General features: G+C 48.7%; 13 protein-coding genes. 7 read left to right on the top strand and 6 right to left on the bottom strand.

The window, feature by feature from the left end:
• Both GF401_17945 and GF401_17940 read right to left on the bottom strand, forming a co-directional pair.
• Positions 1–792: AAA family ATPase (locus tag GF401_17945; GenBank protein MBD3346940.1), on the bottom strand; the 792-nt coding region annotated here is incomplete at its 3' end.
• 449 nt (positions 793–1,241) lie between these two features.
• Positions 1,242–2,510, bottom strand: a complete 1,269-nt coding sequence (locus tag GF401_17940) for a DEAD/DEAH box helicase (GenBank protein MBD3346939.1) — start codon at positions 2,508–2,510, stop codon at positions 1,242–1,244.
• A 299-nt stretch (positions 2,511–2,809) separates the two neighbouring features.
• On the opposite strand from GF401_17940, the gene GF401_17935 reads away from it, so the two are divergent.
• From GF401_17935 to GF401_17915, 5 genes are read left to right on the top strand one after another with little or no spacing between them, the layout of a single operon-like run.
• Positions 2,810–3,127: a metalloregulator ArsR/SmtB family transcription factor gene (locus GF401_17935; protein MBD3346938.1), complete on the top strand. Its 318-nt coding sequence runs from the start codon at positions 2,810–2,812 to the stop codon at positions 3,125–3,127.
• 50 nt (positions 3,128–3,177) lie between these two features.
• Positions 3,178–4,479, top strand: coding sequence for a hypothetical protein (locus GF401_17930; GenBank protein ID MBD3346937.1), 1,302 nt, complete (start codon positions 3,178–3,180; stop codon positions 4,477–4,479).
• Between the two features lie 17 nt (positions 4,480–4,496).
• Positions 4,497–4,730 (top strand): thioredoxin family protein, encoded by a 234-nt coding sequence (locus tag GF401_17925; GenBank protein MBD3346936.1) that lies wholly within the window; start codon positions 4,497–4,499, stop codon positions 4,728–4,730.
• A 9-nt stretch (positions 4,731–4,739) separates the two neighbouring features.
• Entirely contained in the window at positions 4,740–5,243 is a 504-nt protein-coding gene (locus GF401_17920) for a hypothetical protein (protein MBD3346935.1), read from the top strand.
• A gap of 24 nt (positions 5,244–5,267) precedes the next feature.
• Positions 5,268–5,927, top strand: coding sequence for a sulfite exporter TauE/SafE family protein (locus GF401_17915; GenBank protein MBD3346934.1), 660 nt, complete (start codon positions 5,268–5,270; stop codon positions 5,925–5,927).
• 13 nt (positions 5,928–5,940) lie between these two features.
• On the opposite strand, the gene GF401_17910 is transcribed toward GF401_17915, so the two are convergent.
• From GF401_17910 to GF401_17895, 4 genes are all read right to left on the bottom strand, one after another.
• Positions 5,941–6,405 (bottom strand): hypothetical protein, encoded by a 465-nt coding sequence (locus GF401_17910; protein ID MBD3346933.1) that lies wholly within the window; start codon positions 6,403–6,405, stop codon positions 5,941–5,943.
• 45 nt (positions 6,406–6,450) lie between these two features.
• Positions 6,451–8,097 carry an NAD+ synthase gene (locus tag GF401_17905; protein ID MBD3346932.1) on the bottom strand — a complete coding sequence of 549 codons (1,647 nt, stop codon included), beginning with the start codon at positions 8,095–8,097 and terminating at the stop codon, positions 6,451–6,453.
• A gap of 82 nt (positions 8,098–8,179) precedes the next feature.
• The gene (locus tag GF401_17900; GenBank protein ID MBD3346931.1) at positions 8,180–9,697 is read right to left on the bottom strand and encodes a 2,3-bisphosphoglycerate-independent phosphoglycerate mutase; all 1,518 of its coding nucleotides are present in this window, start codon (positions 9,695–9,697) and stop codon (positions 8,180–8,182) included.
• Positions 9,697–10,209 (bottom strand): hypothetical protein, encoded by a 513-nt coding sequence (locus GF401_17895; protein MBD3346930.1) that lies wholly within the window; start codon positions 10,207–10,209, stop codon positions 9,697–9,699. Before GF401_17895 ends, GF401_17900 begins: the two co-directional genes overlap by 1 nt.
• Positions 10,210–10,429: 220 nt before the next feature.
• On the opposite strand from GF401_17895, the gene GF401_17890 reads away from it, so the two are divergent.
• Positions 10,430–12,994, top strand: a complete 2,565-nt coding sequence (locus GF401_17890) for a fibro-slime domain-containing protein (protein ID MBD3346929.1) — start codon at positions 10,430–10,432, stop codon at positions 12,992–12,994.
• A 49-nt stretch (positions 12,995–13,043) separates the two neighbouring features.
• A partial coding sequence (locus tag GF401_17885) for a hypothetical protein (GenBank protein MBD3346928.1) occupies positions 13,044–13,253 on the top strand: 210 nt, incomplete at its 3' end.

The raw sequence follows: 13,253 nt of genomic DNA, 5'->3' as shown, positions 1-13,253 counted from the left end.
TTCACGTGATTTGTAGTTGGACTGGCCAAACCCTTCGAACTTTATCCGTTCGCCGGCAGCATGCGGACCAGCTTCAATACAATGCCGCATCACGCGGGCCAGTGTCGGGTTTCGAGCATATTTCGGGACATCATTGACAAAAGCTATCACAAGGTCCTGGTACAGAGACCTGAGGGTTTCCGTATCCGCGCCCTCGATATGGCGCGCAACGATTTCAGGCATTCCGCCGATCTTGACATACGTATGGAACAACTCCATCAACCCGCCAAATGCACTTTCAGGCCCGGGGACCTTCTCATATGCATCCAGCGCAAACCCATTGCCTGTAGCCCTCAGGTATTCATGGAAACTCAAGGGATACATATGGGCATGCTCGGTCCGCCCGACAGGAAATGAAATTACCGGATCGGAAAGGACTGTCTGCAGGAGTGAACCGGCAGCGATAACATGAAGGTCGGGGTATTCTTCATAAAAATAGCGAAGCAGCGCAATCGCTTCCGGACACGCCTGGATTTCGTCAATGAACAGCAGACTCGCCCCCGGCTTGAGCGCAATGTTTTTCTGAAGCTGAATTGCCTCGATAACCTGCCCGGCTGTAAGACCTCGACGAAAAGCCGCCGCATCCGAAGGGATTTCAAGGTTGAGTTTAACAAAATTGCGAAAGCCATGGGCAAACCTCTCGACAACAGTCGTTTTGCCCACCTGCCGGGCGCCACGAAGAATAAGCGGCTTGCGCGATTTATTCGCTTTCCATGTAGCGAGAAAATCCTCTATATCTCTTTTAAATAGCATGAAAATTATCCAACCTATAACACAAAGAAGGTATAATTCATTACAAATATTGTAATAAAATATACCATCATTCTCTGCATATAGCAAGAAAATGTCCCCGAACTCGATCACCCCCCCCAGCCGGTGCGCAGTCGATCGTACCTGGGCCGGAAACCAATGCAGATAGAAACCGGAGGTGCGAGGCCCCGGTCCAAAAACGCTGATTACGAATTCAGGGTACCCATTCTCTTTCTTATCTCCCCCATCGCTGTGCTTTCGTACAACGGGAACCTTTTGGTCCCCCGCTTATTCTCCCGAACGGGCGAATAGGGGCCTTGGACGCTTTTGCAGCAGGAAGTTCGGGATAATCGAATTACCGCCGGCTTAAAGTACAAAAGTTCGTCCGTCCCGTGAATCTCCCGAGAACCTGCGGCAAGAAGTTCCTGACCTGCAGGCTGCTCGAAGTTTCCTTACCGGAATGAGCGCTGTGCTTTTGTAAAGCGCATTTTCCGACCGCCGCCGCTTTGGCGTCCAAAAGGGCGTCTGGTGGGTTCGGGTGTTTCCGGCACGAGGGCCTCCGGATAGTCAAAACCAGGATACCTGAGCGCGTTGACCCGTTTGCCGATACTACGCTCGATACTCCTCATCTGCTTCTGTTCTCCATAGGCAACAAAGGTAATGGCGGTACCGGTTGTCTCGGCCCGTCCTGTTCTGCCGATACGATGAACATAATTTTCACCATACTCGGGGGCGTCGTAGTTGAGCACATGGGAGATCCCCGTAACATCGATACCTCGGGCGGCGATATCGGTGGCGACAAGAACCTTGTAGCGCCCGTATTTGAATCCGTTAAGCGCCTGGCGGCGTTGTGACTGGGTCCGGCCGGCATGCAACGCAACCGATTGTATACCGCTGCGGCCAAGCCAGCGGGAGATTTTGTCTGCCCCGTGCTTTGTCCGTGAGAACACCAGCATGGTTTCAATCATTTCATTCTTCAAAATATGGGTAAGTAAATCCATTTTTTTCTGCTGAGAAATGGTATAGAACTGCTGCTCGACCGTATGGACCGGAGTTCCCGGAGCACCAATTTCGATTACCTTCGGGTCACGCTGGATTTCCCGTATCAATCTTTTTATTTCCGGTGAGACGGTGGCCGAGAAAAGTAAGGTCTGACGTTTTTTCGGCACCTCTTTGATGATCTTTCGGACATCTTTAATGAATCCCATATCATACATCCGGTCGGCTTCATCAAGCACCAGTATTTCAACACAGGACAGATCGATCGTGCGGCGTTTCAGATGATCGAGCAAACGCCCCGGCGTCGCGGCAACAATATCGCTCCCCTTTCTGAGTTTGCGGATCTGATCTCTAATAGGAACCCCGCCGTAAATAGAACATGAACGGAGAGCACTCCGCGCACCGTACCGGGTAACCGATTCGGTAATCTGCTGGGTAAGTTCCCTGGTGGGGGCAAGAATCAGCGCCCGTGGCAGCCGTGCTCCATGAACGGCGGCACTGGGCTCACAAAGCCGATGAAGAATGGGCAAAACAAAGGCCGCGGTCTTTCCTGTACCCGTGGGCGCACATCCGATAATGTCAAGCCCCTGAAGAGCAACCGGAATCGCTTTGTGCTGAATTTCAGTCGGGGAGGTGTAGCCCGCACGGCGGACGCCCTCCATAACGGTTTCGGCAAAGCCGAAGTGAGAAAACTCCATAATAATCCCTTTCCAGAGCACCATTCTTCGATGCCCCTTGGAGTCAAGTGGTTGGTGACACGCTACTTACGGATGGGGATGAGCAGGGAGCTTTCGGAAGGCGATAAACGATTCCATCAAGAACCTGTGCCAATAATCATCGGAGAGCGGGTCTTGGTATGCCGACGCCCTGTAATTAACTTAAACAACGTCGGGTCCTGCATTCGCAGGCCCCTAATATACGTTATGCCCGCCCTAACATTTTATCCGGGTGAATAATTCTACCTTGCATATCGTATTTTTATTGATTATTTTACCAAATAACCAAATACAAAAGAAATATCATGAAACAACAGGAAAAGCTTAAATTCGAAGCCCAGGCACAGATAATGAAAGCTCTGGCCCATTCAACAAGGCTCTTTATTGTTCACCGCCTCGCGGAACGGGAACACTGTGTCTGCGAACTCACCGATCTTATCGGTGCAGATATCTCCACTGTATCAAAACATTTGTCTATTATGAAAAATGCGGGGATTATCGGTTCTGAGAGACGAAATACGAATATCTATTATTCCCTCAAAATGCCCTGTATTCTCAATTTTTTCTCCTGCGCCAATGAAGTGCTGAAGAAAAAGCTGGAAGAACAGATGGATATTGTGTAATTTTTTTGGCTAATATTTGGCTATATTGCCAAATAACAAAGGAATCTTTTATGAAGTGGAAACAAGAATGGAAAATGCTGCTGATTCTTATCGCAGGCTTTTTTATCGCCTTTTTTCTTCCCCTGGGCAGCGATCGGTTTACGAATGCAATTATCGAATCCTTGCACCTGGTGAAATGGTATGCCCGGGAGCATGTTGTGCTGTGCCTGGTGACCGCCTTTTATATTGCCGGCGCGATCTCGGTATTTATCAGCCAGGGATCGGTCATGAAATATCTCGGCGCGAAAGCGAACAAGCTGCTTGCCTATGGGGTTGCATCGGTATCCGGCACCGTTTTAGCGGTCTGTTCATGCACCGTCCTGCCCCTTTTCAACGGTATCTACCGCATGGGAGCCGGGCTTGGTCCCGCCTCGGCATTTCTCTATTCAGGACCGGCCATCAATATCCTGGCAATCGTGCTTACCGCCCGAATACTGGGAATACAGTTGGGCATTGCCCGGGCGGTGGGAGCAATCCTTTTCAGTATCGTTATCGGCGTCGGTATGCATTTATTGTTCCGTAGGGACGAAAAAGAACGGGCCGAAGTCGCAATGCAGATGCCGGTGGAGGCTGAAACTCGGCCCCTGTGGCAACGGGCGCTCTTTTTTATGTCGATGATTGGTATCCTTGTTTTTGCCAACTGGGGAAAACCCGACCTTCACCAGGGTATCTGGTATACCATCTACCATGGAAAATGGATTATCACCTCGGGTTTTGCAGTGTTTCTCGCCGTCATTCTCATTGCCTGGTTCGGCATGCGATGGTGGAAAATGGTGATCACCGGGGCTGCTACAGCACTGACGGCTGTTGTCTGGGGGGCCATTTCTCCGCTTATCCCCTTTGGCACGGGAATAGTTTTCTTTTCCTTTTTCACTTCCCGCAGCCAAGGCGAAGCCGGTGAGTGGTTCGATTCATCCTGGAGTTTCGCCAAACAGATTACCCCCCTCCTGTTCTGGGGAGTTCTGATCGCGGGATTTCTTCTTGGCCGGCCCGGTGGTGAAGGTATCATACCATCGGAATGGGTATATAAGGCGGTCGGCGGCAATTCACTCCGGGCAAATCTTTTTGCCGCAATTGCCGGTGCGTTCATGTATTTCGCTACCCTGACCGAGGTGCCGATTCTTCAGGGACTCATTGGCAACGGTATGGGTGAAGGCCCGGCTCTTGCCCTGCTCCTTGCCGGCCCGGCGGTATCGCTGCCCAACATGCTTGTTATTCGAAGTGTTATCGGCACAAAAAAAACCATTGCCTTTGTAACGCTGGTTATTATCATGGCAACCATATCGGGTATTATTTTTGGAACGATAGTTTAAAACAAAGGAGCTTTACTATGAAAGAAGTAAAAGTTTTGGGCACAGGATGTCCAAAGTGCAAAAAACTTGCGGAAATGATCGAGCTGGTTGCACGGGAAAATGGCTTTGAAATTAACCTGGAAAAAGTGACCGACATGAACAAAATCGTTTCGTATGGGGTGATGATGACCCCGGGTCTTGTTATCGACGGCGAGGTGAAAACATCGGGGAAAGCGCCGAATCCGGATGAACTCAAAGAAATGCTGCAGTAAGGAGAAAGAATGATTATAAAACAATGTATCACCGCCCTGTTTTTAACAGTACTGTTTCTCTCGTGCGGGGCCGCACAAGACAATACCCCCCGGGAGGATGACGCCGGCAAAACACCTGTCTCCTCTCAAAAGGCCGCTCCGGAAGCCTCTTCCTCGGAACCACGGGAAAGTCCCAAAACCGTGGTCTACTATTTTCATACTTCATTTCGATGCCACACCTGCCATATGATCGAATCACTGGCAAAAGAAGCAGTGGAAAAGGAATTTGCCGATGAATTAAAATCGGGCGAAATGATTTTCAAATCGGTAAATATCGAAAATGAAGAAAATAAACATTTTGTCAAAAATTATAAGCTGTATACCAAATCGATAATCCTTTCGCTTGTTTCGGGCGATAAGGAACAGAAATGGAAAAACCTCGACAAAATATGGCAATTGGTCAAGAAACCCGATAAGTATAAGGACTATGTAATCGAAGAGATCAACAGGCTCCGCGCTCCGGCAAAAGGATAAGCTTTGGATACCTATTTACTCGACATGGCGGCGGCGGTCTGGCTTGGGGTTCTCACCTCCCTGAGTCCCTGCCCACTGGCGACAAATATTGCGGCGGTCTCCTTTATCGGTAAACAGGTGAGCACGACACGAAGTGCGCTGTATTCGGGTATCGCCTATACAGTGGGACGATCGCTTACCTATCTGCTTCTTGGTGCGGTGCTGGTTTCCGCCACCCGAGCGATTCCGTCAGTCTCCCTGTTCCTTCAACGGTACATGAACATGTTTCTTGGGCCGGCGCTTGTTCTGGTTGGCCTTTTTTTGCTTGACATTTTCTCATTCAGCTTTGGTGGAAGCCTGCTTCCTCAGTCGACACAGAAAAAGCTTGCTTCTTTCGGGCTTTTGGGACCACTGCTCCTCGGGGCCGTCTTTGCCCTTACCTTCTGCCCCGTATCCGCCGCACTGTTTTTCGGCAGTACGATATCACTGGCGGTAAAACACGGCTCACGAATTGTAATGCCGTCACTCTACGGAATCGGAACGGCGCTGCCGGTTATCGCTTTTTCTTTTATTATCGCCCTGGGCGCCCATACAATAGGAGAGGCATTCAACAAGGCCTCTGTATTTGAAAAATGGGCGAGAAAAATAAGCGGAATTATATTCATTTCTCTTGGCTTATATCTTTCAATTAAGCATCTGTTTTAAGTTTTAATGCTAATCAACCAAAGGTAAACCGCAGCCCCAGGCCCCCACTCATGTCAAATTGGGTGGCCGGTGCAAGTTCGAATATCGGTGCGATTTCGAGGAAAAGATCCAGCGGTGCCCCTTCAAACAAATAAGACATTCCGAAAGGAATTCGTGCACCGACATGAGCTTTGCCGGCCCCGGCTATTCGTATAACGCCGCCCAACCCCATATACAACGGCAAACTCCCGCGGGTTACCTTAATGAAACGGTGATTATGGATAAGATAATCTGCATGGATATGAAGGAAATCTCCTCCGGCAAATGACCATGCGGCAGCGCCGTCAAAGGCGCCCTTCGAACTTACCCACTGCTTAATTGACAGACCTGTCGGTTCTCCTACAATCACTCCCAGTTCAAAGCCCGGATTGGCAAAAACCTGTGCATGAAGAAATAATAATGCCGGCAAAATGAAAGCACTTGATTTTATTGTTTTCATTGGCTCCTCCTTTTCAATTCATTGAAACCGGGTATTATACCTTGTTTAGACTTGATACCTCGCAGCAACCGGAAAGCGCCGTCCCGAACCGAATGCTTTGGGAGTCACCTTGAGCCCCGGCGCCGCCTGACGACGTTTGTATTCACTACGCTTGATTGCCCGAATTATCCAGTCGACCATATCGGCATTAAAACCTCGATCAATTATTTCTTTTCGGGAATAATGCTCTTCGATTAAAAGCTGCAGCACATGGTCCAGAATTTCGTAAGGGGGAAGCGTGTCCTGATCTTTCTGATCGGGGGCAAGCTCAGCCGAGGGTATTTTATCGATAATCGCAATGGGAATAGTCTCCCTCTCCCGGTTGATATAGCGCGCCAGTCTATATACGGTTGTTTTGGGAAGATCCGAAATAACGCTCAACCCCCCGTTCATATCACCATAGAGCGTGCAGTAGCCGACCGCCAGTTCGCTTTTGTTGCCGGTAGCCAGAAGAAGTTTTCCGAATTTATTGGACAATGCCATGAGGATATTCCCCCGGACCCGGGCCTGAAGGTTTTCTTCAGCAACGCCCGGTTGGGTTCCTGCGAAGGGCGCCTCGAGGACCTCAAGAAAGGCGGCAAAGGGGTTTTCAATAGGGATTGTCGAAAATTCGATTCCCAGATTCTCGGCCAGCTCTTTTGAATCGGCCACCGAGCCTTCAGAGGAGTAACGTGACGGCATGGTAACCCCTGCCACATTTTCGCCGCCCAGCGCGGCCACTGCAAGGGCGCAGGTCACCGCCGAATCGATGCCCCCCGACAGTCCAACCAGCACCTTTTCAAACCCGCACTTATGCACATAATCGCGAAGCCCGCACAAAAGCGCATCGTGCAGCCCCCCCAGGGTATCGAGATTTTCAGGCTCTTTGGGAGTAAATGAATTGCCGGTATCGATGAGTCGTATTTCTTCTTCAAAGGATGGCAACTGGACCAGCAATTCCCCCTGAGCGTCAAAATAAAGCGACGAGCCGTCAAAAATAAGCTCGTCATTGCCGCCGATCTGGTTGAGAAAAATAAAAGGGACCTTGTTTTTCCGAGCATGGCCCTGCATGATCGAATAGCGGATCTGCTGCTTTCCGAGAAAATACGGCGAGCCTGAAATATTGATCATCAGGGTAGCGCCCTGTTTCGCAAGCAATTCAACCGGGCATTGATCATATTTGCGCTTATGCCACATCTTTTCGGAATTCCAGGCATCTTCACATATCGTAACCCCCAGTTTTTCACCTTTGAATTCACAGATATGCACCGATGATGCGGGATCGAAATACCGGTCTTCATCAAAAACATCGTAGGTAGGAAGCAGCGATTTGTCCTGTCGGAAAACAACCGAGCCGTTATAGATCAGGAGCGCGGCATTACTCAGCTTCTTACCGATCCCGGCGTCTCCGGGGAGTCCGGCGCCGGTAAGGATTCCTGTATTGGGATACTTTCTGGAGACTGCACATAGTTCATGAATCGCCTTTTCAGTCTGGTCGATAAACCACCGGTTTTCAAGAAGATCCCGAGGCGGGTAACCCTGAATAAACAACTCCGAAAAAACAACAAGATCGGCGCGATCCTCTCCAACACGATCAAGCGAGTCGATAATCTTGCGTGTGTTTCCTTCGATATCGCCGGCAATGGAATTTAATTGACACAATGCAATGCGCATCGACGTTGTCCTTAAAATCAGATGCAGGATCCCTCAACCAGCGGCGGACGGCAGCGATTTGTCCTGTTACTTCGATAATATCTTAAGAGAGTATCAACGATTCCCCTGTCATTTCAGATGGTTGTTCGACCTCTAAAATATCGAGAATGGTAGGGGCAATGTCACATAATCTGCCGTTGTCCCTGAGTTTGACGTTCTTCATTTTTTCACCGACCAGTGTAAAAGGGACCGGATTTGTTGTATGGGCGGTCATGGGTGAACCATCCGCAAGTTTTGTCTGCTCTGCATTACCGTGATCGGCAGTCAGCATACAGATACCCCCCTTTGCCAGAGCAGCTTCAACAACATCATGGACGCAGATATCCACTGCTTCAACCGCTCGTAAAATCGCCTCGTAAACACCGGTATGGCCGACCATGTCGCCGTTGGCAAAATTGCAAATAACGACATCGTAGGTATCGGAATTAATGGCTTCCACCAGTTTGTCGCGAACCTCGTAGGCGCTCATCTCGGGCTGAAGGTCGTAGGTTGCAATCTTGGGCGAATCGACCAACACGCGATCTTCCCCTTCGAAGGGATCATTTTTCAGGCTGTTAAAGAAAAATGTGACGTGGGCATACTTTTCGGTTTCCGCACATCGAAATTGCTTCAGCCCCCTGGCCGAAAGAACTTCTCCCAGGATGTTCTTATTCTGCAGCTCGGGAAACGCCTCCTTAAAATGACCATTATCATAATAATGTGTCATGGCCACAAAATAAATTGAATGGGGAATTGTTTTAAATTCCTTGAAATCCGGTTCTACGATCGCCTGGGTCAATTGACGGGTCCGGTCGAATCGGAAATTGAAGAAAATGACAACATCGTCCTTTCCAATCCCTTCGTAATCAATAACCCGCGGTTTAATAAACTCATCGGTTTCATTTTGTTCATAGGCGCCTTTGATTGCGGCGTCCCATCCAGACACTTTTTCCCCCTCACCCTGCATGATCGCCCGATAGGCAAGCTCGGTCCGGTCCCACCGGCGGTCCCGGTCCATGGCAAAATATCGCCCGATAATCGTAGCAACCCGTCCGACGCCAATGCTGTCGATTCCTTCCTGAAGAAACGCCAGATGTTCCAGCGCCGATTTCGGCGGCGTATCACGACCGTCGGTTAAGGCATGAATTACAATATCCTCAAACCCGCTCTTTTTGCATAAATTCAGCAGTGCATGGCAGTGACGAGTCACCGCATGAACACCTTCCTCCTGAATCAATCCAATCAAATGGATCCGGGATTTACGTTCTTTGGCAGTAGAGACCGCTTTGAGAAAGGTTTCGTTCTCAAAAAAATCGCCGTCGGCTATTGATTTGTCAATCCTTGTAAGACTCTGATACACGACTCGTCCGGCGCCGATATTGAGATGCCCGACTTCACTGTTCCCCTGGTATCCCTCGGGCAGTCCTACCGCAAGACCGGAAGATTGTATAACTGTTGTGGGGAATTCTTTTTCATAAACATTGGTATGCCGGGCATTACCGGCAAATATTCCATTTGACTGTTCAGGCCTTCCTTTGCCCCATCCGTCTCTGATTATCAGGCATACTGGTTTTGGCGGCATTACTTGCTTTTCTCCTCAGCTTGAGTGCTTTTACTTTCATCTATTTTTTCGGCCTCCCGAATGCTGTCGGGTTTTGCCGAAGATACTTCAGGTGTCATCTTTGATTCATCAAGAATAGCTTCTTTTTTCCTTTTTGAAGCTTCTTCTTTTTTATATTTTTCATAAAATTCCCAGTTATCGACCTTCCCGTTGCCGTCACAGGCCCAGCATTTGCCGCTTCCATCGCAATACCGGCACACACCACTTCCTTTGCAGTAAGGACACTCTTCCTCATAAGACGCTTCTTCAATGCCCTCCCGGGGAACATAAGGCGTCACCGTCGTCCGCTTACCGGTTCCCTCGCAAAAATGGCATTTGGTCGAACCTTTGCAATAAAAACAGACACCAGGGTTTGATGAACAGACCGGGCACTCTTTTTCATCATATCGGGGGGCTCGTTCTTCCATTCGTGCGCATGAGCCGATTATGAGTGCAAATACCAGTGCAGCAAAAAGAAAAACCTCTCGCTTCATAAAACTAATCCTCTCTCTGATTACAATACAACGTAATAAACTAAAATTATACCATTACCACTAATACGTAAAAGACATACAAAATAGTTTTTTGTTTTCATCAGCCACCTATATTTCAACAATTTGAAAAAAAATAGTTGTAAAAAGGGAAAGCCCTTTTGATTTTCTGTGGCAGGATATACATTAATAATGAGTAGAAAACAGCTTATCATCCCCATACATGAGCTGGAGGAAGAGGTTTATCAAGGCGAGGAGAGAGATTATGGCAACGCCTGTATTAATGGGCAAAAAGGCTCAAATTGCTCGTTCCGTTCTGTTTTTTTCGATAAATGTTCTGTTTTTTTCCACTCTTGTGGGAAAATCGAATGCGCAGCAATTTCCCGACACAATCTGGGTTCCGGTTACTTTCTACGATTTTCATGCTGACGGCAGCAACCCCGAGTTTAATCCGGACCACGACGGCGGCTTATACACCAATATGGTTGCCGACACCCTCGGTTCCGACAGGAACCCGGTCTTAGGTTCCGATCCGTTTTTCAATTATTACATCCACAAATGGTACCGTCCATGGGAGCCGGGCGATTACACAAAACCTGTGTATACCGATAAGAACGGAACGTTCGGCGGCATCGATACAGTCAACCATGATACTGCATTCATCAATATCGTCATCAAAGATTCGCTTCCCTTCAGCCATATCGGCAGCGGCTTATATCAATACGAAAATCAGAATTTCTTTGGCGTGGATGACACCGGGTTCGGCGATGAACCTTTTGGTTTCGACCACAACTTCTCCTTTACAATGGAGATGCATACAGTTTTCACCTATCAGCCCGGACTTACATTCGATTTTCAGGGCGATGATGATGTCTGGGCATTTATCGACGGGAAGCTGGCGATGGATCTCGGTGGAATCCATGGTACGCAAAGCGGTTCGTTTAATCTCGACAACATTTCAGGTCTTACCGCCGGCAAACCTTACAATTTCGATTTCTTTTATGCGGAACGCCACACTGTCAATTCGACCATTAAAATAACGACAAATCTTTTTACCCCGCCGGGCTTTCTCAGGCTGTACCCGGAGGCCGGGACTCCCGATGTGGGTGCTAATCGCCCCTTCGGAGAACTCGATACGGTTAAAGCGGGAAACACACTCGATATCTATGCGCATGTATTCGATTCGGCTTTCACCTGGAGACAGCAGTATGATTCCTATGTGACCTGGGAGATGATCGACTCTTTAGGCAACCCTGTATTGTCGAGCACCTCGGGCAGTTTCAGTTCGGTCCGGCCGACCGAAGCTTTCGGGTATGTAACAATCGTGGCAACATTTAAAAATCAAAACGATCCCGATGCTACGCCCACGACCGCAACGTTGGACCTCTATATTGCCCCGGGGGATCCACACCACATCAATATTCAAAATACCCAAACAGTTACCAACATGCGTGACGATGACCATCTCGATACACTTACCCTTGATGTAGACCGGGAAACAGCCACCCTTTATGCAATTCTGCGCGACAGTATGGGGAATTTTGCCGGATATGCAGAAAATGCGTCGTGGACAAGCAGTAATTCCTCGATTATATCGGTACAGGGAAAGCAGGATGAGCGGTGGAAAGGTGAAATCACCAAAGGGGGCGGTGGAATTACCACCATTACGGCATCCCAGGGCAATCTTGTTCCCGCCGACCTTCAGGTAACAGCGAAGGCAGCGGGGGCCGCATTGGAATCAGCCATTACCCGGGATAGTGATGGTGACGGTTATCTCGACCGTATTGAACTGACATTTGACAGTCTGGTTTCACTGGACAACAACATTTCAGTTGAAGACATAACGGTCAAGTTCGGGACAACCGAACTGGAGGTAATTGATATTAAAGGTGAAGGCGGGAGTGACACCGATGACACCTTTGTTTTGTACCTCAAACAGTCGACATCAGGAGAGCTTCAAACGGGATGGAAGCCGACCCTCACGTTCCCATCCTTTGCCGATGCGGCGCCGGTTGACGGTTTTATCTGTTCCGACGGTGCCGGTCCTGTTATAAAAAGGGCAAAGTATCATCCGGGATCGTTGCCGGGCGATCAGGGTAATCCCGATACTCTCTATGTAACATTCAGCGAAAAAGTGCAATGGCCCATTACCGGAACGCAACCCCGGGATGTATTCAATTATTATCAGAATGAAAATATAACCGATGATGCATTCTCCGGCATAGGCCCACATAATTTTCCGGTGAAAGAAGATCGTGCGACTGTCATAATGACAAACGACTTTATTATTTCACCGCTGGAAGACAGTCTTCAATTTAAAGGTAATATTGCTCATGTGAAAGATGCTTCAGAGAACAGTCCGCCGGACCAGGGAAGAAAAGCGGTGATTGAATGGGGACCGAAAAATTCCCTTACCGTTACAATCGGTGAAAATCCTTTCAAACCCGGGGAAACGGTAATTCCCGCATCGACGAGAAGTTTTTATTCCAATTCAACTCAAAACAATCAGAGGGGCGTCATAATCGGCATCAAATCGATCAAGCCGCTTAAGCAGGAGGCCGACGGTTCATACGGCGAAGCGGTTATTTATGATGCTGTAGCCAATTTGGTGCGCTCAGATGTAAATGTCGAGGAAGCGAGTGCTCCGAACGAGTACGGAATTTACTGGGACGGCAAAAATGATAATGGACGATTTGTAGGCGGCGGTGCCTATCTCATGGTGATCACCACAACCGATTATGATGGAGAGACTACGACAACGCGCAAAAAAATCGGTGTGAAACGGTAGCGATCATCCCGGTCGTGCAGGCAAGCAAGAAAGAAAGGACAGGGAAAATATGAAAAGGAATATAATTATTTGTATTTTGCTTGGTTCACTTGGTGGATGGGCTAAAGGGCTCCCCGGCGAATACCTTCTTACCCAGCGATGGCGCGACATTCACTCATCATATTCGCCCTTAACAAACGCGGCTTTTCTTATTGAAGAAGATTATTTTTCTGTTCGGGGGGCGGTTGCGCCGGTGCTTCAACGATCCTTTACTCTCTGG

The sequence above is a fragment of the Chitinivibrionales bacterium genome (genome assembly GCA_014728215.1).
GTDB lineage: Bacteria > Fibrobacterota > Chitinivibrionia > Chitinivibrionales > WJKA01 > WJKA01.
The sequence above is the reverse complement of the archived record's forward strand: the minus strand, read 5'-3'. Positions and strand labels throughout refer to the sequence as shown.

Excerpts from the sequence above, each read along its gene's own strand:
- GF401_17940 (MBD3346939.1), bottom strand. The coding sequence starts at position 2,510 with ATGGTGCTCTGGAAAGGGATTATTATGGAGTTTTCTCACTTCGGCTTT.
- GF401_17935 (MBD3346938.1), top strand. The coding sequence starts at position 2,810 with ATGAAACAACAGGAAAAGCTTAAATTCGAAGCCCAGGCACAGATAATG.
- GF401_17930 (MBD3346937.1), top strand. The coding sequence starts at position 3,178 with ATGAAGTGGAAACAAGAATGGAAAATGCTGCTGATTCTTATCGCAGGC.
- GF401_17925 (MBD3346936.1), top strand. The coding sequence starts at position 4,497 with ATGAAAGAAGTAAAAGTTTTGGGCACAGGATGTCCAAAGTGCAAAAAA.
- GF401_17920 (MBD3346935.1), top strand. The coding sequence starts at position 4,740 with ATGATTATAAAACAATGTATCACCGCCCTGTTTTTAACAGTACTGTTT.
- GF401_17915 (MBD3346934.1), top strand. The coding sequence starts at position 5,268 with ATGGCGGCGGCGGTCTGGCTTGGGGTTCTCACCTCCCTGAGTCCCTGC.
- GF401_17910 (MBD3346933.1), bottom strand. The coding sequence starts at position 6,405 with ATGAAAACAATAAAATCAAGTGCTTTCATTTTGCCGGCATTATTATTT.
- GF401_17905 (MBD3346932.1), bottom strand. The coding sequence starts at position 8,097 with ATGCGCATTGCATTGTGTCAATTAAATTCCATTGCCGGCGATATCGAA.
- GF401_17900 (MBD3346931.1), bottom strand. The coding sequence starts at position 9,697 with ATGCCGCCAAAACCAGTATGCCTGATAATCAGAGACGGATGGGGCAAA.
- GF401_17895 (MBD3346930.1), bottom strand. The coding sequence starts at position 10,209 with ATGAAGCGAGAGGTTTTTCTTTTTGCTGCACTGGTATTTGCACTCATA.
- GF401_17890 (MBD3346929.1), top strand. The coding sequence starts at position 10,430 with ATGAGCTGGAGGAAGAGGTTTATCAAGGCGAGGAGAGAGATTATGGCA.